This is a genomic window from Victivallis sp. Marseille-Q1083 (genome assembly GCF_903645315.1).
Taxonomy (GTDB): Bacteria; Verrucomicrobiota; Lentisphaeria; order Victivallales; family Victivallaceae; genus UMGS1518.
This window is the reverse complement of the sequence record NZ_CAHJXL010000001.1, coordinates 3,023,587-3,046,858: the sequence shown is the minus strand read 5'-3', so window position 1 is coordinate 3,046,858 and position 23,272 is coordinate 3,023,587. Positions and strand designations below refer to the sequence as shown.

20 protein-coding genes are annotated in these 23,272 nt (G+C 58.5%); 10 read left to right on the top strand and 10 right to left on the bottom strand.

Annotated elements, in window-relative coordinates; all coding sequences use genetic code 11:
• Positions 1-57 precede the first annotated feature (57 nt).
• Positions 58-1,419, bottom strand: coding sequence for a chromosomal replication initiator protein DnaA (dnaA, locus tag HWX74_RS12515; RefSeq protein WP_176013862.1), 1,362 nt, complete (start codon positions 1,417-1,419; stop codon positions 58-60).
• 823 nt (positions 1,420-2,242) lie between these two features.
• On the opposite strand from dnaA, the gene HWX74_RS12510 reads away from it, so the two are divergent.
• From HWX74_RS12510 to HWX74_RS12485, 6 genes are all read left to right on the top strand, one after another.
• Positions 2,243-4,405, top strand: coding sequence for a sodium:solute symporter (locus HWX74_RS12510; protein ID WP_176013861.1), 2,163 nt, complete (start codon positions 2,243-2,245; stop codon positions 4,403-4,405).
• Positions 4,402-5,481 (top strand): LacI family DNA-binding transcriptional regulator, encoded by a 1,080-nt coding sequence (locus HWX74_RS12505; protein WP_176013860.1) that lies wholly within the window; start codon positions 4,402-4,404, stop codon positions 5,479-5,481. Before HWX74_RS12510 ends, HWX74_RS12505 begins: the two co-directional genes overlap by 4 nt.
• Positions 5,478-5,927, top strand: a complete 450-nt coding sequence (locus HWX74_RS12500; protein ID WP_217704947.1) for an exo-beta-N-acetylmuramidase NamZ domain-containing protein — start codon at positions 5,478-5,480, stop codon at positions 5,925-5,927. The genes HWX74_RS12505 and HWX74_RS12500 overlap by 4 nt, the downstream gene beginning before the upstream one ends.
• A gap of 66 nt (positions 5,928-5,993) precedes the next feature.
• Positions 5,994-6,737, top strand: a complete 744-nt coding sequence (locus HWX74_RS12495; protein ID WP_176013859.1) for a prepilin-type N-terminal cleavage/methylation domain-containing protein — start codon at positions 5,994-5,996, stop codon at positions 6,735-6,737.
• Between the two features lie 8 nt (positions 6,738-6,745).
• A complete protein-coding gene (locus HWX74_RS12490) occupies positions 6,746-9,397 on the top strand; it encodes a hypothetical protein (RefSeq protein WP_176013858.1) in 2,652 nt (883 codons plus the stop codon).
• A 160-nt stretch (positions 9,398-9,557) separates the two neighbouring features.
• Positions 9,558-10,310 (top strand): glycoside hydrolase family 3 protein, encoded by a 753-nt coding sequence (locus HWX74_RS12485; RefSeq protein WP_176013857.1) that lies wholly within the window; start codon positions 9,558-9,560, stop codon positions 10,308-10,310.
• A gap of 31 nt (positions 10,311-10,341) precedes the next feature.
• Here HWX74_RS12485 and HWX74_RS12480 read toward each other — a convergent pair whose 3' ends face one another.
• Complete coding sequence (locus HWX74_RS12480; protein WP_176013856.1) at positions 10,342-11,400, bottom strand: S9 family peptidase; 1,059 nt, start codon at positions 11,398-11,400, stop codon at positions 10,342-10,344.
• Between the two features lie 73 nt (positions 11,401-11,473).
• The gene (locus HWX74_RS12475; protein ID WP_176013855.1) at positions 11,474-12,301 is read right to left on the bottom strand and encodes a helix-turn-helix transcriptional regulator; all 828 of its coding nucleotides are present in this window, start codon (positions 12,299-12,301) and stop codon (positions 11,474-11,476) included.
• 152 nt (positions 12,302-12,453) lie between these two features.
• On the opposite strand from HWX74_RS12475, the gene HWX74_RS12470 reads away from it, so the two are divergent.
• The 4 genes from HWX74_RS12470 to HWX74_RS12455 all read left to right on the top strand — a co-directional run bounded on the left by HWX74_RS12470 (position 12,454) and on the right by HWX74_RS12455 (position 16,510).
• Positions 12,454-13,764: an FAD-dependent oxidoreductase gene (locus tag HWX74_RS12470; protein WP_176013854.1), complete on the top strand. Its 1,311-nt coding sequence runs from the start codon at positions 12,454-12,456 to the stop codon at positions 13,762-13,764.
• A gap of 164 nt (positions 13,765-13,928) precedes the next feature.
• A complete protein-coding gene (locus tag HWX74_RS12465) occupies positions 13,929-14,534 on the top strand; it encodes a DUF6624 domain-containing protein (RefSeq protein WP_176013853.1) in 606 nt (201 codons plus the stop codon).
• A 225-nt stretch (positions 14,535-14,759) separates the two neighbouring features.
• Complete coding sequence (locus tag HWX74_RS12460; RefSeq protein ID WP_176013852.1) at positions 14,760-15,773, top strand: phosphotransferase; 1,014 nt, start codon at positions 14,760-14,762, stop codon at positions 15,771-15,773.
• Positions 15,770-16,510, top strand: coding sequence for an HAD family hydrolase (locus HWX74_RS12455; RefSeq protein WP_176013851.1), 741 nt, complete (start codon positions 15,770-15,772; stop codon positions 16,508-16,510). Before HWX74_RS12460 ends, HWX74_RS12455 begins: the two co-directional genes overlap by 4 nt.
• Before the next feature lie 18 nt (positions 16,511-16,528).
• On the opposite strand, the gene HWX74_RS12450 is transcribed toward HWX74_RS12455, so the two are convergent.
• The 7 genes from HWX74_RS12450 to HWX74_RS12420 all read right to left on the bottom strand — a co-directional run bounded on the left by HWX74_RS12450 (position 16,529) and on the right by HWX74_RS12420 (position 22,837).
• Complete coding sequence (locus HWX74_RS12450; protein ID WP_176013850.1) at positions 16,529-18,061, bottom strand: glycosyl hydrolase family 28 protein; 1,533 nt, start codon at positions 18,059-18,061, stop codon at positions 16,529-16,531.
• A 282-nt stretch (positions 18,062-18,343) separates the two neighbouring features.
• Positions 18,344-18,772: a MarR family winged helix-turn-helix transcriptional regulator gene (locus tag HWX74_RS12445; RefSeq protein WP_176013849.1), complete on the bottom strand. Its 429-nt coding sequence runs from the start codon at positions 18,770-18,772 to the stop codon at positions 18,344-18,346.
• Complete coding sequence (locus tag HWX74_RS12440) at positions 18,714-20,081, bottom strand: MATE family efflux transporter (protein ID WP_176013848.1); 1,368 nt, start codon at positions 20,079-20,081, stop codon at positions 18,714-18,716. Before HWX74_RS12440 ends, HWX74_RS12445 begins: the two co-directional genes overlap by 59 nt.
• Before the next feature lie 54 nt (positions 20,082-20,135).
• Positions 20,136-20,384 (bottom strand): hypothetical protein, encoded by a 249-nt coding sequence (locus HWX74_RS12435; protein ID WP_176013847.1) that lies wholly within the window; start codon positions 20,382-20,384, stop codon positions 20,136-20,138.
• A gap of 21 nt (positions 20,385-20,405) precedes the next feature.
• A complete protein-coding gene (locus tag HWX74_RS12430) occupies positions 20,406-20,843 on the bottom strand; it encodes a cupin domain-containing protein (protein ID WP_176013846.1) in 438 nt (145 codons plus the stop codon).
• A 106-nt stretch (positions 20,844-20,949) separates the two neighbouring features.
• Complete coding sequence (locus HWX74_RS12425) at positions 20,950-21,375, bottom strand: Rrf2 family transcriptional regulator (protein ID WP_176014594.1); 426 nt, start codon at positions 21,373-21,375, stop codon at positions 20,950-20,952.
• 127 nt (positions 21,376-21,502) lie between these two features.
• Positions 21,503-22,837 carry an MATE family efflux transporter gene (locus HWX74_RS12420; RefSeq protein WP_176013845.1) on the bottom strand — a complete coding sequence of 445 codons (1,335 nt, stop codon included), beginning with the start codon at positions 22,835-22,837 and terminating at the stop codon, positions 21,503-21,505.
• Between the last annotated feature and the right edge of the window lie 435 nt (positions 22,838-23,272).

The window sequence follows — 23,272 nt, the reverse complement described above, 5'->3', positions numbered from 1 at the left end:
CGCCCCGCTCTTCCGAACCACACAACCGGCCGGCAACCGCCATGCAGAAACGGCAGCTTAACTGCGCAACTGGCGCTCAATCAAGGCGACCGAACGCCGCATGCCCTCACTGCGGTCGCACAACTCCGGCACTTTTTTCATCGCGTTCATCACCGTCGCGTGATTTTTGCCGAAGGCGGCGCCGATTTCCGGGAAGGAGTAGGAGGTCAGCCGGCGGCACAGATACATCGCCACCATGCGCGGCTCGGCAATATTCCGCGGCCGCTTGGCACTGAGAATGTCGTTGAGCCGGATATCGAAATGCTCGGCCACTTTGCGCTGGATCACCTCGATGGAAATCAGCTTCGACGCGTTCTCCTCCTCGATCAGGCTGTGCAGCAGCTCCTCGGCGCGGTTCATCGTGATCGTCGTCGACATCGCCGAGGCAAAGGCCACCAGCCGCAGCAATGCGCCTTTCAGCCGGCGGACGCTGGAGGAGATGTTGGAGGCGATGAATTGCAGGATGGACTCATCGAGCTTGATCAGGTGCTCCTGCTGGGTCAATTTGAGAATCGCCAGCCGGGTTTCGAAACCCGGCGGCGAAATTTCGGTGGTCACGCCCGATTCGAAACGCGACACCAGGCGTTCCTCCAGCCCTTTGATTTCGCACGGCTGCTTGTCACTGGTCAGAATAATCTGGCGATTCCGGTGATACAGCGTGTTGAAAGTGTCGAAAAACTGCTGCTGCAACTGCGGCTTGTTGGCCAGCATATGAACGTCGTCGACCAGCAGCATATCCACTTCGCGCACCGAAGCGCGGAATTCGGCCTGGGTATTTTTCTGCAACGATTCCACATAGCTGTTGAGAATCTCCTCGCAGGTGGCGTAACGGACCACCCCCCGCGGGTTGCGGTTGAGGTATTCGGTCGCCACCGCCTGCAACAGATGGGTCTTGCCGATTCCGGTGCCGCCGTAAATATACAGCGGATTGTAGACGCCGGGATTTTCGGCAGCGGTATGGGCGGCCGCAAACGCATAACGGTTTTCTTCGCCGACCACGAAATTTTCGAAGGTGTGGCGGTTGGCGATGGTCTTGCCCGCCTGGCGGCCCCGGGCTTCCGGCGGCGGCGCGGCCGGCTCCGGAACGGCCGCTTCCGGCTCCTTTTCCAGCACTTCCGGCAGATATCCGACTTCAAAGCGATATTGATACGTCACCCCGTCGATGGCGGTCAGCGCGGCGATCAATACCTCGTCATACATATCGCGCAGCCAGTCGGCGAAGAAGTCATCCGCCACGCCCAGCACGAGCGTGGCGTCCTCCACCTTCAGCGGCACGATATTGGCGAACCATTGCTGAAAAGTCGATTCCTGCATCTGTGTTTTCAACCGGTCGGCGACACACGTCCAGACTCTGGCCGCCGATGAGTGATCCGATTGCATGGTGTTGTTTCCCTTTAACTTTACACGGTTTATATCTAGTTTCTCATTTCATCCATTCAAGGTTATTGAAAAGTTATTAACAGGCTGCTGACAGCGAGCCGCCGGAAGGAAATGCCCCGCCTTTCCAGCCGCCAAGCCGATAAATTGTTCAACTGCCGCCATATACATGACAATCGATCCGGCTTGCCTTCCGCAACGGATTCGAGGGAAAATTAAGCTCAAAATCCCCACGGATCCACTGCGGTTTCACTTTCCAATACGCAACTTTCGACAAGTTTTCACGTAAATACCGCAAATTCTGCTGAATTTAAAAACTTATGAAAACTGTCAACAGTATTTCCAACTTTGCCCACAAGTTATTAACAGCCCCCCGAGGCTTTTTCCAGTGGTGCAACTCTATTCAATTTAGCGGCGGGAAGTCAACAAAGCAAATCGGAAGCGGCTGGTTTTTGGAAAATTTTCCAACGATTTTTTAACGAAAGGGACTTGACAAAGGGAAATCCATTTCAAATCCCGTTTCGAGCTTTTTAACTATTAAAAACCGTATCCTATCATTATGATAACTATCATGCAATAAACAAATTAAATAAAAAAATCCTCTCCAGGCCGCAACCCATAACCGGCCAATTGACAACTTGATGACAAGATATTAACAATTTATTCATAGCTTCCCGGCAAAAAAGCGCCCGCCGCCATCCGAATTGGAAAAATTTCAAAGAAAAAGCATTTTTTTGATTCCGGGGGATTGCTTTTTGGTCGTAAATTTGCTATACTTTATGATTAACACGAGTAAATCAAAAAAAATTTGCCAAGAAAGATTGAAATGAGCATCACCGATTACGCCATCGTCCTGGTCCCGTTGCTGGTCCTGCTGGCGATCGCCGGCCTGACCAAGCGATATGTCAAAAGCGTCGCCGACTTCCTGTCGGCCGGCCGGGTGGCCGGACGCTACCTGCTGGCGGTTTCCGACGGAACGGCCGGAACCGGGCTGGTGCTGGTGATCGCCGCTTTCGAAATGTATTACCAATCCGGCTGGGCGATCAACTTCTGGGCCAGTTTCGGTGTGCTGGTGACGCTGATGATGACCCTGACCGGTTTCGTCGCCTACCGCTACCGGGAGACGCGGGTGATGACGATGTCGCAACTGTTCGAATTGCGTTATTCGAAGTCCTTCCGGATTTTCGCCGGGCTGGTGGCGTTTCTGTGCGGGGTGATCAATTACGCGATCTTCCCGGCCGTCGGCGGCCGGTTTCTGATCTACTACTGCGGCTGGCCGCTCGAGTTCACGCTGTTCGGCATTTCCTTCTCCACGTTCGGCACGGTGATGGCGCTCTTCCTCGGCCTGGCTCTGCTGATCGTCCTGTTCGGCGGCCAACTGACGACGATGGTCACCGATTGCGTGCAGGGCATCTTCTGCTACATCGGCTTCACGGTGCTGGCGGCCGTCATCTTTTATCTGTTCTCGTTCGACCAGTTCGAAACCGCGATGCTGTCGCGCGGCCCGGGCGAATCGTTCATCAATCCGTACGATACGGCGAAACTGACCGAATTCAACGTGCTGTACGTCCTGATCGGCCTGTTTTCGCTGGTTTATTACCGGATGAGCTGGCAGGGCAACCAGGGGTACAACTGCGCCGGCGCCTCGCCGCACGAGCAGAAGATGGGCGGCGTCCTCGGCGCCTGGCGCGGCGGTTTCCTCGGACTGGTCGTGCTGCTGCTGGCGATCGGCGCCTATACTTATATGAACAATCCGGAATTCGCCTCCGGCGCAGCAGCTGTTCAGCAGGAGTTGACCGACCGCATCCAGTTCCCGGACCAGGCGGTCACCAACACGATCCGGCAGCAGATGCTGGTGCCGGTGGTATTGCGGCACCTTCTGCCGGTCGGCATTTCCGGAACGTTTTGCGCGCTGATGATCTTCCTGATGCTCAGCACCGATACGACCTATCTGCACAGTTGGGGCAGCATCTTCATCCAGGATGTCGTCCTGCCGTTCCGCCGGAAGCCGTTCAAACCGGAAACCCAACTGCGGCTGCTGCGCCTGTCGATCACCGGCGTGGCGATTTTCGCCTGGTTCTTCAGTTTCTATTTCAGCCAGGTGACCTTCCTGATCATGTTCTTCGCCCTGTCCGGCGCTTTTTACACCGGTGCCAGCGGCGCGGTGATCATCGGCGGCCTTTACTGGCGGCGCGGTTCGACCTCCGGCGCCTGGGCGGCGATGATCTGCAGCGTGGTCACCGGCGGCCTCATTTTCTGGACGCAGACCTGCTGGCACAGTTCGATCTATCCGTTCCTGAATGAAAATTATCCGGACCTCCTGGCCAGAGGCGGCGAAATCCTCCAGACCATCAGCCGAACGCTGCCGATCGTCAACTGGGAGATCACCCCGGAACGCTTCCCGGTCACCGCGGTGGAAATGTCGATGATCGGCGTCATCCTGTGCATCGTCTGCTACGTGGCCGGGTCGCTGATTTCCAACCGGAAATTCGACCTGGCCGCCATGCTGCACCGGCCGCCGGAAGCGGAAAAAAGCTGGCCGGCCGTCTGCAAAGAGTGCATCGTCGACTGGCGGGAGCGGCTGCTCGGCATCACGGCGGAATACAGCCGCGGCGACCGGATCCTGGCCTGGTCGGTGATCCTCTGGACACTGTACAATTTTGCCGTTTTCATGCTGCAACTGGTCTGGAACAGTTGCTTCGGGGTCTGGAGCAGTGAAACCTGGTTCGCCTGGTGGAAATATTATAACGTACCGCTGGGCTTTCTGGTGGCGATCGTCACCTCGATCTGGTTCACGATCGGCGGCACCCGGGACCTGGTGCGGTTGTTCCGGAACCTGAAGAACCGGCCGGAAGACGCATCCGACGACGGCCGGGTCATCGCGACGACGACCGGAATGGAGCGGGAAGCGGATCACACCGCCAATGACGCGCCGAAACCCGAAACGGCCTGGCCCGCGAATCAAACCGCAAAGGAAATTGACTTATGAGTGTGACGATGAAAGATATTGCCGAACTCACCGGCGTCTCCCGCGTCGTGGTATCGGCAGTGCTCAACGAAGCGGAATACTGCCGGGTTTCCGACGCCAAACGCCGCGAGATCAAGGAGGTCGCCAACCGGCTGGGCTTTCAGCGGAATTTCGCGGCGATGCAACTGCGCGGCAATGCGACCAAAACGCTGGCGGTCTTCATCAACAGCGTCGTCCGGGCGGAAATCATCTGGCAGTTGAACCAACTGTTCGCGCCGCTCGGCTACCGGCTCTACCTGACGCCGCTGGATGACGCGGCGCCGCCGTCGGAACTGCAGGAGCTGGTCAATGAATATCTGGCCCGCGGCGTCGACGGCATCCTGCTGCTGTGGGTCAGCCACAGCCTCAACCGGCGTCAGCTGGAAGTTCCGGTCGTCGAAGGATTCGGACCGGACGGCAACAGCGATGTGACCATCGACGTCGAAGCCGGCGCCAGGCTCGCCGCCGCGCACCTGCTGCAGCATGGCCACCGCCAATTCGCGCTGGTCTGCACCAATGCCGGCCATATCCACAACCGGCGTAAACTAGTCGGCATGCTGCAGGCCGGCATCGCGCCAGAGGCCATCCGGGTCATCGACCTGGCCGACTGTCCGCATCCGGCGGAAACGCTGACCGCCGCCGTCCGGCGACACGGCATCAGCGGCATTCTGACGTCGAACGACTACATCGCCGGCAAATTGCTGCTGCTTTTCCGGGAAAACAACATCGCCGTCCCGCAGGACGCGGCGGTGATCGGCTTCAATGGCCTGGCATTCAGCCGGTTCACCCAGCCGACGCTGACCACGGTACTGGAACCGGCCATCGCCCTGACCGAGCAGGCCGGACAATTGCTGCTGCGGAAAATCAACAAAAAGCCGCTGCCGGAAACGCCGCTCATCCTGCAACCGGAGCTGGTATTGGGTGAAAGCTGCGGCTGCCGGACGGAGAAGCTGGAAGAGATGGACTGGAACAGCACCTTCGTCACGCTGGAAAAACCGGCAGACGGCGTTGCCGTCCCCAGGCAGAGTACCGAATGGCAGCCAGGAAAAAAACCATGAAAAAGTTTATCACAGCATTGCTGCTTATGACTGGATTGATCCCGGGATTGACGGCGACGGACGCCAAATTCAAACCGCCGGTGGAAGTTTTCTTCGAGAAATTTCTGGATTCAGTCAGCGGCAAACGGGTCGGCTTGATCACCAATCCGACCGGCGTCAATTCGGCACTGCACTCCGCCATCGACCTGCTTTATGCCGCCGAAGGAGTCGAACTGACGGCACGGTTCGGACCGGAACATGGAATCCGCGGCAACGTCGGAGCCGGGACTCCGGTGGACAACCAAACGGATCAGCGTCCCGGACTGCCGGTTTATTCCCTGTTTTCCGGAGACGACCGGGGTACCTCGGAAGCGGCGCTCAAAGACATTGATACGCGGCGCGGCAGGGCTCTGAACGGGGAGAAAAATATCCATTATTATTTATATCCGGAGGGTTATGCAGATTGAAAAAATTGGTCGCCGCTTCATGAAATACAATAAAAAAACAACTTTCCAACCAAGGAGAATAAGAAGATGAAGAAGTACCGCTTTACTTTGATCGAACTGCTGGTCGTGATCGCCATCATCGCCATCCTCGCTTCGATGCTGCTGCCGGCCCTCGGCAAGGCGAAAGCCAAAGCCCAGCAGATCAAATGCGTCGGCAATCTGAAACAACTGGCTCTGGCCACGACGATGTATGCGATGGATTACGAGGACATGTTTCCGATCTACCGGCCGGACCCGACCAAATACACGACCACCGACGACGAAGCGATGCCGGGCCACAACATGATGTTTTCAGTTTCCCTGTCGGAAAATGCCGGCTGGTACGAGAGCTTCATGGATTTGATCCATCCCTACAACGGCTCGCTGGACCTCTACCACTGCCCGGCCGAAGCGAATACCAGCATCACCGGCGGTTATGGTTACAACGCGGAAATCGCCGGCGCTTCCCGGATGGGCGGCTGGTCGGTGCCGAATGTGGCGCCGACCAAGACGACCGAGCTGGGCAGCCCGTCGGTGATGATGACGCTGATGGATGACGATTACGGCTGGAAGATCATCGATGCGAATATGTACTACATGGCGGTGAACGACGGCTGGACGCAGGAGGGTTTCTTCAAACAGCACGGCAGACGCCACAATCTGGCCTTCGCCGACGGCCACGTCGAAAATCAGGGGTACAACGACTCCTACGCGCAGGATTTCCGCACCTGGGGGCTGGCGTTTCCCGGCTACAGCGTGACGCACAACAAGAGCGGCAAATACGGCTGGTAAGCAACATCATGAGCAAACGACTGTTAAAACTGCTGGTGCTCGGCGGCCTGGCCGCGTTCGGGGCGGCGGCCCCGGCAGCCGAACTTGATCTGCTGGACAAACCGTTTCAATGGCGGCCGGAAGCCGAAGGCGGCATGGCGCTCACCGCCAAGCCGCTCGACGGCAATGGCCTCCTGGTCGAAGCGGAAGCCGACGGCGGCGGCGAAAGTTATCCGCGCCTGAGCTGCGTGCTGCCGGAGCCGCTGGATCTGCGGCGCTACCAGAAGCTGGAACTGGAGCTGGAATTGACCTCGAGCAATCCGGATATCGTGGCAAACGGCAAGAACATCGTCGTCTGCCTCTATGATGAAACGTTCTGCCAGGAAAATTCGGCTCAGTTCGAAATCATCCAACAAACCAGCGGCCTGCTGCCGGTCAGGACCGGCGCGATTCGAACGGTTGCAGCCGATTTGACGCCGATGCAGCGCGGCAAAGTCGATAAAATCGACGTTTACCTGTATGAACGACCCTACAGCTACCCGCACGAATACACCTTCCGGGTTCATTCGATCCGGCTCAAAGGCGCCGATGACGGCGAACTGCTGTTCGACCGGGAAGTTGTCGCCCCGTCAAAACCGGCGCCGGTCGGCGCGCTCGGCAATCTGACCACCGCCGACGGTCTGTCGCTGCAGTTCAGAACCGACGGCATGGTCGGCGAGGTCAGCAACTCCGGGCAGACGCTCAGTACCATCAGGAATTTTCCGACCGGCTGGCTGGTGCGCGATGCCGAATCCTCCGGCGCGATTCAGCCGGTCGGCGGCAACGTCGAACTCGAAGCGGGCAAGCTGACCCAGCAAGCCGAGCTGGAGGAGCTGCAACTGCGTTTCGAGGCGAGTGTAACAGTCCGGGACGACTATCTGGAGCTGAGCGGCACGGTCGAATCGCTCAACCCGGCGGACCGGGCCGTCACCGTCTATTGGGCATTGCCGGTCCGCTGCGACGGCAGCCGCTGGTATTACGGCTTGAACCGTTCGATCGACGCGACTGACGCGGCCCAGGCCGGACCGTACGAACCGCAGTTGAACGATTACCCGTTCTGTTCGCTGGCCGGGCCAGCCGCGAATCTGGCGCTGGCCGTCGACCTCGGCCAGCCGACCGACTGCCATTTCAACTTCAATCCGGCCGCCGGCGTCATTTATGTCGCCTTCAACCTGGGCCTGGCCGATATCAGGGCCGTCGACGGCCGCTCGCTGCGGCAGGCGGAATTCAAAGCGCTGCTTTTCCAGGGCGACCCGGCCTGGGGTCTGCGGAGCATCTGCGAAAAATATTACGGAATCTTTCCGGAATATTTCGCCGACCGGATCGGCCACGGCGGCAGTTGGGAATTGACCTACTTCCGGGAAAAATCCGGCCAGACGCTGCCGGCAATCCTCGACGGCGGCTTCCGGTTCAACTGGACAGCCCTGGAAGACGACCGGGAATCGTTCCGGCGCAGCGCCGACAACGGCATCAAGAACCTGCTCTACATCGAACCGCAATTCTTGCAGTTCAGCATGGGAGACTACACGTCGCCGACCAATGCGCAGACGATGGCACGGCTGACCAAGCTGATCGCCCAGGACCCGGACGAATGGGACAAATTCAATCAACTGCATTACACCAAAAACTCGCATTGCGGCCATCCTTACAGCGGGGCGCCGGACGACCCGGCCGCCAATCAGCGGTTCATCACCGCATTGCTGAAAGCGGCGGAAAGCAGCGGTCAATATTCCGCCGACGGCGAAATGATCCTCAACCTCGGCTGGCGCGGCGACTGGATTTTCGACAGCGGCTTCGGCGCGATGATTCCGTGCAATCTGTCGCCGGCCATTCCGGACGGCAAAGGCCAGGTGAACCTCGAAACGGTCATCGAGCCGGCCCTGCAGAAAATTACCGCCGAATACGAACGCGGCTTCGACGGCATCGCGCTGGATTGTTTCCCGGATTTCGGACCGTTTCCGAACGATTACCGCCGGGAAAATTTCCGCTTCGCGCGCTATCCGTTGAGCTTCGACCCGGACAGCAAACAACTGATGAACAAAAATACGCTTCCGGCCGTCGATTTTCTGAACACGCTGGCGGCGCGCTACCGCCCGGAAGGCATGATGATCTTCGCCAACGTATTCGGGGAGTTCGCCTTCGCCGCGCCGCAACTGGATGTGTTCGGCGTCGAAAACCTGTTCGTTCCCGATCCGGCGAAATTCCGGATGCTGGCCGGCAATAAAACCGTCACTTACGTGCCGTATTACGCCGACCCGTCGAAAGCCAGCGTCGAATACCACCTGTTGTGGGGCATCTATCCGGGGCGGGACGCCCGGCTCGAATACCTGCGCCCGATGGTGCCGGTGCTGGATCAAATGCACGCGCTGCACTGGCAGCCGGTGACGGCGGCGGTGGGCGATTCGCCGGATTTGCGGATCGAACGCTACGGGCAGCCGGACGACGGCGAAGTGATTTTCGCACTGCACAACGCCGGGAAACGCCGGCGGCGCTTCACTGTTCATTCCGCCCTGCCGGCGGCGCAGGAGATCGAAGCGATATTCGGCGACAGCGAGCCGGAATTGACCGGCAACGGCTTTGCGGTGACGCTGGAACCGCAGCAGACGGCGGCGGTGAAATGCCTCTTTCGGCCGGACCGGTGAAACAAGAATTCCAAAGGCGGAAATTCAGAAGGAAAATGCGGAACTCGTCGGTCATCCGGAACAACTGGACGATTTTCTGGCTCAACTGTCCGACGCCGATCTGGCGAGGCTGGCCGGCGGCGCTCCGAGCGACAAACCTTGGGCGACCGGTCGAATCGGCGTGCTGGAGGATTTCGGCAGCCGGGGAGTCGAAACTTTCGACGGACCGGCCGGCGTCCGTCTGGCGGAAGCCGCCACCGCCTGGCCCTGCGCCGTAGCCATCGCCAGCAGTTGGGATCCGGATCTGGCCGAACAGATCGGCCGGGCCGTTGCCGCCGAAGCCGGATTGAACGGCCTGGACATCTGGCTCGCTCCGGGCATGAATATTCATCGCAACCCGCTGTGCGGCCGAAACTTTGAATACTATTCCGAAGATCCGGTTCTCAGCGGCAAAATCGCCGCCGGCCTGACCAGAGGAGCCCAGAGCAACGGCGTCGGCGTCACGCTGAAGCACCTCGTCGCCAACAACAAGGAAAACAACCGCACGAACAGTGACAGCCGGGTTTCCGAGCGGGCGTTGCGTGAAATCTATCTCAAAGGGTTCCGGATTGCCATTCAGGAGGCGGCTCCCTGGTGCATCATGTCCTCCTACAACAAAGTCAACGGCCGCGAAACGGCCGAAAACCGGGAACTGCTGACCGGAATCCTGCGGCAGGAATGGCACTATGACGGCCTGGTGATGACCGATTGGGGCAACAACAGCCTGCAAACGCTGGAAATCAAAGCCGGCAGCGATGTCAAAATGCCGAACGGCCAGCCTGACGGTTTACTGGCGGCACTGCATGCCGGAGAATTGACCCGGACCGATCTGGAACGCGGCGCCAAACGGGTGCTGGAACTGGTCTTGAAACGCGAAGCGGCCGGCACCCAATAACCCACTTCCGGCTTGACTGCGTCAGCCGTTTCTACTTTCGGGCCGGCCGGGGCAAACGCTGCAACTTGACGCCGGGATCGACGGTGACCGATGTGACCGGGAACGGAATTTCCGCTTCGTTGACGGTGATTTCCGCGGCATTGACGCTGCGGATGACCAATGCCCCCTCGTCATCCAGCACCGCCTGCAATTCGATGAATTCGTCCGGGTTGGCCTTTTTGAAACCGAGATAAAAGATTTCGCCATCCTCGTCGGTAATCAAATCAAGCTCCCGGAAAAAACGGGTGGAACAATCGAAACCGTTTTCCGGGACGTTCTGATAGGTCTTCAACTGGTCGTAGATCCATTGCGGCGGATAATTCATCTCGCAATGTGAAGACGCGACCCGGTAGAATACCGGCGTCTGGTATTTATTGAACTTTTTCAGTTCGTCAAAGAAGTTGTCGGCCTGCTCGACCGGCACCCAGGTATCGTTGGTGCCGTGCCAGAGGAACACCGGCAAGTAACGGCCGTTGCGGGCAAAGTTGATCGCCGAGCGGCGGGCATAGGCAAACGGCTTTTCTTCTATGGTGCCGCCGAACTCCCGGACCCAATCCCCGCCCCAGTCCTTCATCTCGTAAATGCCCTGGCCGGCCATCACCGCGGCGAATTTGTCCGGATGCTTCAAGCCCAACAGCGCCGCCATCATGCCGCCCATCGAACGGCCGTCGACATAAATGCGGGTCCGGTCGATGTTGTAATGTTCGAGCATGTAATGCATCGCATCCAGCATATCGTACTGCGCCGGCAGCGCCGCGAACGAGGTCTGCCCGGGATTGTATTCACCGTGCAGCTCCGGACAGACGACGATGAAGTTTTCTTTTTCCGCCGTCTCGTAATATCCCAGGTTCCGCGCCTGGGTCCGGTCGCAACCGGCCGAATGGGCCAGCAGCACCAGCGGCACCGCCTGCTCCGGCGAGTACGATTGCGGCACATAGCCGAGCGCCAGTTGCTCGCTGCCGTCGTAACTGTTCGTATAAGTAAATTCCAATTCGCCGGCCGCCAGCGCCGTCGTGGCCAGCACCGCCATCGCTGAAAATAATTTTTTCATTCTCTTTTCCTTCCTGTTTATCGCATACTATAAGTGTTCCGCCAACGATTTACACGTCGCCGATCCGGAAAATTCACGACATTTTCGCCGGCGCATCCGGCGGTGCGGCCTTCCGGCAAAGGCGGCGGTACTTGAGCGGCGTCTGGCCGAAAAAACGCTTGAAGCTGCGGTGAAAATTGGCGACGTCGCCAAATCCGCAGTTCGACGCCACCTCCGGCACCGGCTGGTCGGATGCCTGCAACTGCACGGCGGCCAGCCGCAGCCGGTAGCCGGTCAACAGTTCCCGGAATCCGCAGCCGGTCTCCTCCCGGACGACGTGAACCACCCGGCTTTCGCTCAAATGCAGCGCCGCGGCCAATTCGGCGATGCCGATTTTTTCCCGGCAGCGCCGCAGCAGGAACGCGTGGATTTTCATCTGCCTGGAAACCGCCTCCGGCGGCCGCAGCGCCGCAAGCGACAACTGCCCCAACCGGGCGGCCAACTGGCGCAAACCTTCCATAATCCACTCCAGTTCATCGGCTTCGACCCGGCGTCCGGTCAGCACCAGCCGCCGGTCGGCCAGCAGCGTATAGCCGGCCAATTCCTTCTCCGGCGGGCAACGCCAGCCGGCGTTCAGAATCAATTTCAAGCGGCCGTCGACAAACAGCGGCGCCACCCATTCCAGCAAACCGCCGTGACAGAGTTTCAGCAGGCCGCGCGGCTGCCGCCAGAGCTCCCGCGCCACGGCAGTCTGGTCGAATCGAATGCAGCGCCGTTCGTCATACTCCTTGGCCTGGCGGCAGGGCACATGCCGGTGCACGAACCGTTCCGGCCCCAACAGCAGACCGAATTCTCCGGAATGATCGTACAGGGCAACCCGCGTTTCACTCCAGCGTTCGAAACAGCGGATGGCCCATTCCATTTCAGATTCCATAATCGCTTTTACCAGTTATTACGGTTTAAATAGCGTTTCACGCAACTTTTTCGACCATTTTCCCTCTGGTCGAACCGCTAAAAATTTGCTATACTTATTGTAGTACCGGAATCGTCAAACGCCAAATTTATGAGGAAAAAATGGAAACGGCAAAATTTACCACGGAATTTCCGATCATCCGTCAAACCGATGTCGCGGTGGTCGGCGGCGGTCCCGGAGGACTCGGCGCCGCCATCATGGCGGCCCGCCGCGGCGCCCGGGTCGTGCTGCTGGAACGATACGGCGTAGTCGGCGGCATGGCAGCCGTCGGCGAAATCTCCCCGTTCATGGGCAACCATGTCGACGGCATCAGCCTCGACGCGCCGATTTATGAAGAATGGCGGCAGAAAATGTCGAGTTATTATGCCGACGGACGCCGGCGGCAACATCCGTGGCAGGAGGATTTTTTCATCCACAAGGAATATGCGGCGCTGGCCGCCGAAGAATTGCTGGAAGCCGCCGGAGTTGAAATTCTCTACGGCCACGAGCTGATCGGCGTCCAGCGGCAGGAACGCCGCATCGACGCGCTAATCGGCGTCTCCCGTTCCGGCCCGGTCGGCATTCGCGCCGCCGTTTACGTCGATTCAACCGGCGACGGCGACCTGGCCGCCCGGTTCGGCTGCCGTTTCGAGCTGGGCAACCGCGAAGGCTATTGCCAGCCGATGACACTCTGTTTCAAACTGGCGCCGGTTCAGTTGCCGCCCGGCGGCCTGTTCGACCCGCAATGGCGCCAGGCGATGGAATGCGCCTACCGGCAGGCCCAGCAGGACGGGACGCTCAGTTGCCCGCGGGAGAATATCCTGATCTTCCCCGGCGCCACTGACGATGTCGTCCATTTCAACACGACCCGCATTCTGAAGCACGATGCCACCGACGGCGTCAGCTTCGCCGAAGCGACCCGGATCGCCCACCGCCAGGAACGCGAACTGCTGCACTGGCTGCGCCGGACCATCCCGGGTTTCGAACAGGCTGAACTGGTGTCGCAGGCAGTACAGCTCGGCGTCCGGGAAAGCCGGCGGATCCGCGGACTGGCCTACCTGACCCGGAGCGATTTCGAACGGCGCAGCAAGTTTCCGGATGCCATCGCCCGTTGCAATTATCCGATCGACATCCACAACCCGACCGGCAGCGGCACCGAAATCATGATGATGAGCGACCGGGAATTCTATGAAATACCTTACGGCTGCATCGTGCCGGCCGATTGCGACAACCTGTTGATCGGCAGCCGCTGCATTTCGGTCGATCACGCGCTGCACAGCAGCATCCGGGTCATGCCGCCGGTCTGTTCGCTCGGCCAGGCGGCCGGCGTCGCCGCCGCCGCGGCGGTTGCCGGCCGTTGTTCTCCGGCCGAACTCGACGGCAGGCAGATCCGGGCCGAACTCTGCGCAATGGGGGCGCGGCTTTCGCCGTAACCGCGCCTTCCCCCTCCGGCCTTCCACCTGGCGGGCCGGGTTGGTCGGAGCTCCGGAAATGTTCATTCTTTCCCGAAAAAAAACGGCGCCAGATTTGCAAAACCTGTTGCCGGGGTTTCTATTTTCCCGGACGTTCGACATCGTATCGCCAGAAGGAACGGAATATGTGTTTTGAGGAAATCGCCCGGGAATTGATTCAACGCCGGGAACACGACTTCGCCGTCCGGCAGCAATTGCTGGAGGCCGGCAGATTGTATGACGGTTACTGTCCCGAAATGGAACAACTCCACCGGGAAAATTCCAGCCGGCTGGAAGCGATCATCGATGTCATCGGTTACCCGACGATCGCCAAGGTCGGCGCCGACGCTTCCAACGCCGCCTGGCTGATCATCCAGCACGCCATCGGCCGGCCGGATTTCATGAGAAAAATGCTGCGGCTGCTGCGCCGGTTGCCGGCCGGCGAAATCTCCCCCCGGGACCTCGCTTACCTCGAAGACCGCATCAACATGTATGAAGGCAAACCGCAGCGTTACGGCACCCAGTTCGACTGGGACGATGACGGCCGGATGGCGCCGGTAGCCTGCGACGATTTGGCCGCCGTCGACCGCCGGCGGCGGAAACTCGGTTTGTGCCCGCTGGCGGAACAAACCGACCGTTTCCGCCGCGAACAGGATTTCATCCCCGACCGCGAAACGCTGGCCCGCCACCGGCGGCAATACCACGACTGGCTGGTGCAGACCGGCTGGCGCCGGACCGGCAACCGGACCTGAAAGGCACGCTCCCGCTTCCGATGCCCGCCGCCCGTTCTCCTCCGGCGGTCTTGCCGGTTCATTCTTTGGTTCATTTCGGCAATCGCCGATTGTATTTTGGTCATTGCCGGGATAAATTGAATCGAATTCTAACCAAAGGGCAAGAAATCCGATGTTTCAGGACTCCCGCCACCGTTGCGGCCGCGGGCCTTTCCTGTTGTGTCGAGAGGAGAAAAACGTTAAAATATGTGGAAAAATTATCTGGGTCATCTGCCGGAGCACGACCCGCTTTATCAATATCTCAAGTACGACATTCAGCCGCAACTGGGCGCCGGTCCGGCCCGGCCGACGTATCGGGTCTTTCAATTGAACGGCTCCAACGATGTTTATTTGTACGAAGAAAAACACAGCCTCACCAAAGTGATCGGCAAATTCTTCCTGTCGAAACGCGAACGCAATCCGGAAATCGCCGCGCGGCGGCTCGGTCGGGAATATCACAACCTGGCGATGATGCGCGGCTACGGGTTCACCGGCTGGCCGCATTACATCGCCCGGCCGCTCGGCTGCAACGACTGGCTGAACAAGCTGCTGGTCGTCGAATACTGCAATGGCGAGCTGTTGAGCCATATCATCCAGCGGGCCATCCAGCAGCATGACGACCGGCTGCTGTACGCCAAACTGACCGCACTGGCTTACTTTCTGGCCGCCTTTCACAACCGGACGGCCGTCGACGCCGGGGTGGATTTCCAGGAGGCCTGCTTTTATATGGACTCGCTGATCAACCGGCTGCTCGTCAACCAGAGCCTCCGCGGCGACGAATCCGGCGAACTCTATTATTTACGCGACCGCTGGCGCGAACAGCCCCGGATGTGGGAAGACCGCCAGGTGTTCGCGCACGGCGACGCCACGCCGGAAAATTTCCTGTTCGGCGACGGTTTGAGCGTCATTTCGTTCGACCTGGAACGGGTCCGGCGCGCCGACCGCGTTTACGACACCGGCCGGATTGCCGGCGAACTGCTCCATTTTTTCCTGCAGACCACCGGCAACAAATATGCGGCGGAACCGTTCATCGGCCATTTTCTCTGGGAATACGCCTGCCATTTCCCCGACCGGGAACAGGCCTTCCGGGCCACTACCCGGCGGGTGCCGTTCTATATGGGCATCACACTGCTGCGGATCGCCCGCAACGCCTGGCTGGGGTCGGAGTACCGACGAAAACTCATTCACGAAGCCAAACAATGTCTGAGGAGGTGGCAATGACGATCCGGGGCTTATTGTTCGACATCAACGGCACGGTCAGCGACATTCTGACCAATGAAGGCTGCGACGACCTTTACCGGACGCTCAGCAACCTGCTGGATTATCAGGGCATCGCCCTGAGTCCGGAGGAGATCAAGCGCCTCTATTTCGACCTCAACAAACAGCAGCGCCGCAACAGTCCGGAGGAGTATCCGGAGTTCGACGTCGTTACGCTCTTCCGCGACATCGTCGAACAGCACGCCAGCGCCTACACCCGGGCGCTGCCGAAAAAAAAGCGGGAACTGCTGCCGGTGATGCTGGCCGAAGTCTTCCGGGCGGCGTCACGCTTCAAGCTGCAACTCTATCCGGGCGTCGTCGAAGCCCTGGCCCAACTGCGCTGGAAATACCGCCTGGCGGCGGTTTCCGACGGACAGAGCCTCTGGGCGATTCCGGAACTCCGCTCGGTCGGACTGGCCGGCTATTTCAACCCGGTCATCGTCTCCAGCGACCTCGGATTCCGGAAGCCGGACCAACGCATCTTCGAAGCGGCGCTGACTGAGCTGGAATTGCTGCCGTCGGAAGTAATCTTCATCGGCAACGACATGTACCGCGACGTCTACGGAGCGCAGCGGCTCGGAATGAAGACGGTGTTTTTCCGGTCCAACCAGGGCGAACAAAGACCGACGGGAGCGGAACCGGATTACATTATCTACCATTTCGCCGAATTGCCGGAAGCGATCCGTTTCCTGACCGCCTGAACTTTTTTTCCCAACCGGTTATTCGGCGCCGACGACTTCGAAATCGACCAGTTCCGGGGTATCGATCCGGAAATGTTCGCTGTCGGTCGTCAGCGGCTTCCCCCGGATGGTGACATCTTCAAAACGCAGATTTTCAATCCGCTTGACCGGCGTATCGCCGGTGCCTGGCCAGCCGTGCAGCAGAATCTGATTGGCGATCGGGCTTTCCGAGCGGTTCGGCGATGAAATTTGCCGGAAAGTGATGTCGCGCATGCCGCCGGGCGTTTCCTGTTCGCCCGGCAGCGAACCGAACCAGAACGATTCCAGGAAGGTCAGGCAGATCAGCCGTTCGCACCGGTTGACCCGGATGTTTTCGAAACGGATGTTCTCGAAAAAAGTGCCATGCACCACCGAAATCGACATCGTCGAACGCTCGTCGAGTTTGCCGTGGTGATGCGGATCATCGTAGGAAAACAGAATATCGCTGTCTTTCAGCGTGATATTCCGATAAGCGGCAGCGCGGGCCTCGGCGCCCATGTTGAACGCATTGTTGCAATCGTTCCACAACTGCATCTGCTCGAACAGCATATTCTCATTGGGCGGACAGTCGGCCGGCAAACCGTCGGCCAGTCCCTTGATGACCACCGCGTCATCGCTGGCCCGGACAAAAGTGTTGACGAAATGCAGGTTGCGCGAATTCACCAGATCGAAGCCGTCGGTGCTGGCGTAATGCGGCGCGATCACCTTGACGTTGCTCACCTCGACGCCGTCCGCTTCGTGGGTGCCGGCCGTCCAGCATTGCGGCCTGGAATTGTACAAAAGAAAGCCGTCGTATGTAATGTTGCGCGAAAAACCGGTCGTCAGCAGCATGCCTTCATACCGGTTGCGCATCAGCATGCCGTGGCCGCGCACCGCCGCGCCGTCGGCATGCGCCAGGGCGATTTTGCCGTCGACGACCGCGCCGGACGCCAGATAGACGGTTTCGCTGCCGGAGACCACCAATTCATCGCTGCCGGTTTCGGCCTGCAGGTCGTGATACCCCGGCCCGAAATAACAGACGTTCGGGGTCGATCCGGACGGCGCGTCCGGATCAATGGCATTGGCGAACAAATGCAGGACCGGCGCCGTCCGGTAATTTTCATCGGTCACCAGCGTAATCATGCTGTCCGGCTCGGCAACCGTAAACGAAACCGTCCGCCCTTGCCGTTCCGGCCGCAACCCGTATTTTTCCGGCAGCAGCCGGAACGTTTTCACCGTTTCCGGCAGTTCGATTTCCACTGTTACCGGCTGGGCCGGATCGAAATCGAACGAAGCGAAATGCACCAGTCCCTGCCAGAAATTCCGGTCGACGTACAACCCCAGCGCATGACCATCCACCCGTACCGTCAATGCCGCCTCCGGCATTGCCAGCGGAAACTCCGCCGGCACCGGATAAAGCCGCAAGCAATCGGATTCAAACCGTTCACCCCGGCCGGACGGCGGAGCGGACGATTCGGGAGTGCCGGATAAATCCATGGCGAAACATCCGATCGAAACTGCCAACCCCGCCAATATCACGCCCGTCTTTTTCATTCGAAACTTCCCGTCGGTTTGTATTTTTTTAGACTCTCCCGGAATGGATTCCGGAAAAAGGTCAAACTATAACTAATCCGGGATTGCCATTTTTCAAGGTTTGAAAATAAAATAATCCAAGCCAGGATCTTCTTCCCCCCCTTATTTCCATCGTCCGGGCAGCGGTGCCGGAGCTGGCCGGGAACAAGAAAAATACTCCGCCTGGAAACCCGGCGGCCGGTTTTGCGAAAATTCACCGGATATGACGCCGAAAATCCGTTCCGCATCATCCGATTCCGGCGCCTAAAAACCGCGGATCGCCTCATAAAACCGTTTGGAATATTCGACCAGGCGCTGCTGTTCTTCCAGCGAGAACGCGGCCAGCCCCTGCAGGTCCATCTCCTCCACCGCACCGCACACTTCATCGGCAAAATCCCGGCCGGCGGCAGAAAGCAGAATCAGTTTCCGCCGGTGGTCGGACGACCGTTCCCGCCGGAGAATCAAGCCGCGCGCTTCGAAATCCCGCAGAATGATCGTCACCAACTGGCGCTGGATATTCACCAGGTCGGCCAGCCTGGCCGGTTCGACCCCGGCGGGATTGTCGCGAAGCCAGGTCAGCACGAAATAGGCATTCAGCGAGAGATTCCAGCGTTTCAGAAAAACGGTGTAGACGTTATCGGTCAGCCGCCACAGTTCCATCCACTCGCTCAGCAAAGTACGGTCGGTCGACATGCGCCTTCTCCTTTCGCCGCTTTCCAAACCACAGATAACACAAGATGGCAAATAATATAACCCGCGAAACCGGCATCGCAAGCCAGACTCCGTCCATGCCGAACCAGACCGGCAGCAGGAACAGGCACAACGGCAACGCGAAAAAGGAATCGCCGTAAATCAGCAGCGAAGCGTCGGCGATTTTGCCGGTCGATTGATAGTAGAAACCGGCGACCCGGATCACCCCCAGCAGCAGAAACGCCGGAGAACTGAGCAGCACGCCGTGCGCCGCCAATGCCCCGACCTGCCCGGTCAGCCCGACCCAGCCGGGCATGATGCGCCGGAATGCGAACGCCCCCAGCATCAATACGATCCCCAAACCGAACGCCGTCCAGTATCCGTAGTTGCCGATGCGGTTCTGGCGCCGGTGTTTGCCGGCGCCGTACAGATAAGCGGTCAGCGGCTGGACACCGCCGGCCAGGCCGCTCATCAACAGCGAACCGACCGATTCGAGTCCGGCCACCAGCGTATAGGCCGCCAGGCCGTCCACCGCCCCGTAGCGGAGCGCCTGGAAATTGTGCATGAACAACATGGCGATGATCGAAAGCATGTTGCCGAAAATCGGAATGCCGGTAATGCAGATATGCCGGACGGCACGGCCGGACAGTTTCAAACTGCCGCCGGTGATTTTCAGCATGGTCTGCGGCGACAGGAAGTAAACCAGTCCCAGAATACCGGCCAACGCCTGGCTGACCACGGTGGCATAGGCGGCGCCGGCCGCCCCCCATTGGAACACCATGATGAACAGCCAGTCCAGCAGCATATTGCCCAGCAAACCGCAGATCACCAGCCACATCGCCAGAAAAGGCCTGCCGTCGTTGCGGACCACCGCAATGCAACCGGTCATGAACATGCCGGCAAAGGCGCCGACGATCATGATCCGGGCATAGACGAAGGCATCCGGCATCAGTTCCGGCGTCGCACCGAACAGGCGGAGCAGCGGTTCCAGCCAGAGAAGCGCCGGCAGTCCGCCGGCGATCGAGCCGAGCAGTTGCAGCGAAACCATGTTGCCCAGCGCTTTCTGCGCTCTCGCCTCGTCGCCCGCGCCGCGGGACTGCGAGATGATCACCGCCGCGCCCGAACCGATCATATCCCCCAGCGCGCCGAACAGCATAACCAGCGGCCAGGTGAGCGCCACCGCCGCCAACCCGGTTTTGCCGATGCCGCGCCCGATAAAAATAGTATCGACGATGCTGAACGAGCCGGCAATCAGCATGCCGATCATCGAAGGGGCGATGTACTGTAGGAACAATCTGACGTCTCTGCTCATGATTCACCTGTCCGTATTTAAATAATAAAACAACTTTACTATATATTTGTTTTATTATTTTTCAATCGGCCGGATGAAAAAAATACGCCGGAATGCGCGCGTTCCACTCGGCGGCAATCCCCGCACACCGGTCAGCTTCGAGTCTATAACCTCCATGACAGTCGCATTGCAGCGGACCATTGAAATTGCCGGTACGGCGGCCGCGCCGTTTCCGCCGCACCGGCGGTCGAGGAAGTACATGCAGTGCCGGCATCCTTCGCCGACTTTCCGGCAGCCCCGCCGCGGATTCCAGATGTCACGCACCGATGCACTTCCTCTTTTCGCTTACTGCTCGTCGTAAACGGCGTTCGAAAACGGTCCGATCGCCATGATTTTCTTCACCTCCGGGAGATGGACGATCTCGGCCGGATTGTTGGTGTCGAAATCAATGTACACCAATCTTTCCGTTTCGGACGCGTTGCGAATCACATGAGTTCCTTCCGGTCCGGGCGGAAAGGTGATCGCATCGCCGGCCTTGACTTCGACTTCGCCGGTCGCAGTGCGGACGATGCCTCTGCCTTCGATGATGTAGAACACCTCTTCATTCATCTCATGCCAATGGTAGCCATAGGCATAATTGCCGGGCGCCACTTCGACAAAATTCACCTGGCATTGTTTGGCTTCGCTCAACGGCACCACCGGCTTGACGGTAAAGCAATTGCCGTTGCTCTCCACCGGCTGGCCTTCGGCGGTCCGGTAATTCCGGATGACGGATTTGTTCATGATCGGGTCTCCTTACGTAGTTTGGGTTGTTTCAACCTTCCGGCGTCGCCGGAACCGGTTGTCATTGTTTTGTACCCATATCAGTTACAGGTTGACAGAAAAAAATTCATCGGCATTCCGCTTCGATATTTCGGACGATATCGGCCAATGTCTGTGACGCCAATTCCAACTCCATAGCGTTCTGGGCGTCCCTGATGCTGCCGTCGAGCGCCGACTGGATATGCGCCCCGACCGGACAATGAAGATTGGTATCGCCATGGATGTCGAACAGCGTACTGTCCGCCGCTCCCACCGCCCGATAAATATCCAGCAGCGTGATTTCCTCCGGCTTTTTCGCCAGCGCCGCACCGGCCACACCGGCGGATACTCTGACCAGCCCGGCTTTTTTCAACCGGCCGATCAGGCGGCGGATCACCACCGGATTGGTGTTGACGCTTCCGGCGATAAATTCGGAAGTGCACTGGTAATCTTTGCAGACGACCAGCAGCGCCAGAATGTGCACGCCGACCGAAAAGCGGGTTGAAATTTTGATCATCGGAACCATCCTTTTCTGAACCTGTAACCAATATAGTTATAAGTTATGGTTTTGTCAAATTTTTTTCCCAAAAAAATCCATTTTTCCCGGCCGGTCGTAAGCAAAACAACCGTCCGCAATCCCGTCAAGCCGCCAGGCCGCCGGTACGGGCGTGACATCGCTTCAGCAGCAGGGCCGCCGTCAAGAGCCAAGTGGCGCTCTCTGCCGCCGGAATGACCAGCCAGACACCGGTCAATCCCCAGAAATACGGGAAAATCAGCAGGATCGGTACGATGATTCCCGGGCCGCGCAGGAATGAGATGAGCAACGGCGGCAAACTTCTCCCGATGGCGGTAAAGAACGAGACCGCCACGATATTGCCTCCCATGAACAACAGGGCAATAAAGTAAAGATAAGTTCCCTGCCGGGCGATTTCCTGCAATCCCTCATCCCCTTCCCGGTTGAAAATACCGATGACCGCATCCGGGAAACAGGCCAGAATGAGGTACAACCCCGCACCGATCAGCAGTGCGAGACACAGCGCCAGCAACAGAACGGTCCGGCTTTTTTCATGATGTCCGGCGCCGTGGGCACGGCTGACCAATGGCTGGATTCCCTGGCCGACGCCGGAAAAAGCCGCTACGGCGATCAGGGCGATGTTGGCGATCACTCCGTAAGCGGCGACGCCGAGGTTGCCGGCCAGTTTCAGGATGGTCCAGTTGAAGAGCAGCATCACGACACCCGATGAAAACTCGGTGATGAACGAAGGCATTCCAAGCACAAGAATCTTTCCGGCCGCCTCCGGCAGGAATCCCGGGGATCCCCAATGAAAACGGTTCCGTCCCGGTAACGGATGGAACGATAGAATCGCCAGGCCGATAACCGGAGCAAGACCGGTCGCCAACGCCGCTCCGAACATTCCCCAGCCGAATGGAAAGAGGAACAGGTAATCCAGCACGATATTGGCGGCGCTCCCGACCAGCATCGCAATCATCGCCAGCCGCGGACCGCCGTCATTGCGGACGAAAGCGATCAACAGGTTGTTGCCGAGAAAAGCCGGAGCGAACAGCAACAGTGTCCGGATATAGGGAATGGTCAACGGCTGCAGCGTCCGGTCGGCTCCCAGCCATTGCGCCAGCCGTTCGGTCCAGAAAATTCCGATCATCACGAAAAGCAGGCTGAACAGCACGGCCAGCTTGACCGCTCCGGAGAAGACGGCATCCGCCGTCCGCTTCCGGCCGCTGCCGCGTAAAATTGAGAAGTGCGCGGCTCCGCCGATGCCGATCATCAAGCCGATGCCGCTGATCAGGGAAAAGACCGGAATAGCCAGATTCAACGCCGCCAGTCCGTCACGGCCGACTCCCCGGGCCACAAAGAAGGTGTCGGCCAGGATGTAAAGCGACAATCCGACCATGCCGAAAAGGTTTAAGGATACATACCGGGCAAATTCGCTCCGAATATCCGTTTCTCCGCTTTTCATAACATTCCTTTCAAGCCTCGTCCCAAACGCAAAAAAAAAAGCACCGGCTCATTCGCACCCCAGGGCCTAACGGTACGAATTTCCAGTGCTTTCCGTTGACCTGACCATCCGGCGACGTCCAAGTCAAAGCATCATTTTATTTCTTAATCATACCATACCGTCGGATTCGCGGTTTGCAAATCAGTTTTTTCATTTCCACGCCAAGTCGGCAAGAAAAACTCCGTAAATTAACAAGTTCATGACTTTTGTAATTTACAGAACTTGATAAAACGCAACCGTTTTAAGCATCATGATAAAGTGGGTCGCAGATTTGTTCGGGTTCATTTTATTCAAGATGGTGGCAGCTTCTTTGATGGTCGGAGACACTATCGATATGATTTAATGAAATTTTTTAACATTATTGTTGACTTTTCAGTTTTATATTGTATCATATTT

Bases quoted from the DNA above. Each gene is read 5' to 3' on its own strand.
- HWX74_RS12465 (WP_176013853.1), top strand. From the start codon at position 13,929: ATGTGTTTTGAGGAAATCGCCCGGGAATTGATTCAACGCCGGGAACAC.
- HWX74_RS12500 (WP_217704947.1), top strand. From the start codon at position 5,478: ATGAAAAAGTTTATCACAGCATTGCTGCTTATGACTGGATTGATCCCG.
- HWX74_RS12430 (WP_176013846.1), bottom strand. From the start codon at position 20,843: ATGAACAAATCCGTCATCCGGAATTACCGGACCGCCGAAGGCCAGCCG.
- HWX74_RS12495 (WP_176013859.1), top strand. From the start codon at position 5,994: ATGAAGAAGTACCGCTTTACTTTGATCGAACTGCTGGTCGTGATCGCC.
- HWX74_RS12455 (WP_176013851.1), top strand. From the start codon at position 15,770: ATGACGATCCGGGGCTTATTGTTCGACATCAACGGCACGGTCAGCGAC.
- dnaA (WP_176013862.1), bottom strand. From the start codon at position 1,419: ATGCAATCGGATCACTCATCGGCGGCCAGAGTCTGGACGTGTGTCGCC.
- HWX74_RS12490 (WP_176013858.1), top strand. From the start codon at position 6,746: ATGAGCAAACGACTGTTAAAACTGCTGGTGCTCGGCGGCCTGGCCGCG.
- HWX74_RS12480 (WP_176013856.1), bottom strand. From the start codon at position 11,400: ATGAAAAAATTATTTTCAGCGATGGCGGTGCTGGCCACGACGGCGCTG.
- HWX74_RS12445 (WP_176013849.1), bottom strand. From the start codon at position 18,772: ATGTCGACCGACCGTACTTTGCTGAGCGAGTGGATGGAACTGTGGCGG.
- HWX74_RS12510 (WP_176013861.1), top strand. From the start codon at position 2,243: ATGAGCATCACCGATTACGCCATCGTCCTGGTCCCGTTGCTGGTCCTG.
- HWX74_RS12460 (WP_176013852.1), top strand. From the start codon at position 14,760: ATGTGGAAAAATTATCTGGGTCATCTGCCGGAGCACGACCCGCTTTAT.
- HWX74_RS12450 (WP_176013850.1), bottom strand. From the start codon at position 18,061: ATGAAAAAGACGGGCGTGATATTGGCGGGGTTGGCAGTTTCGATCGGA.
- HWX74_RS12420 (WP_176013845.1), bottom strand. From the start codon at position 22,837: ATGAAAAGCGGAGAAACGGATATTCGGAGCGAATTTGCCCGGTATGTA.
- HWX74_RS12470 (WP_176013854.1), top strand. From the start codon at position 12,454: ATGGAAACGGCAAAATTTACCACGGAATTTCCGATCATCCGTCAAACC.
- HWX74_RS12440 (WP_176013848.1), bottom strand. From the start codon at position 20,081: ATGAGCAGAGACGTCAGATTGTTCCTACAGTACATCGCCCCTTCGATG.
- HWX74_RS12505 (WP_176013860.1), top strand. From the start codon at position 4,402: ATGAGTGTGACGATGAAAGATATTGCCGAACTCACCGGCGTCTCCCGC.
- HWX74_RS12475 (WP_176013855.1), bottom strand. From the start codon at position 12,301: ATGGAATGGGCCATCCGCTGTTTCGAACGCTGGAGTGAAACGCGGGTT.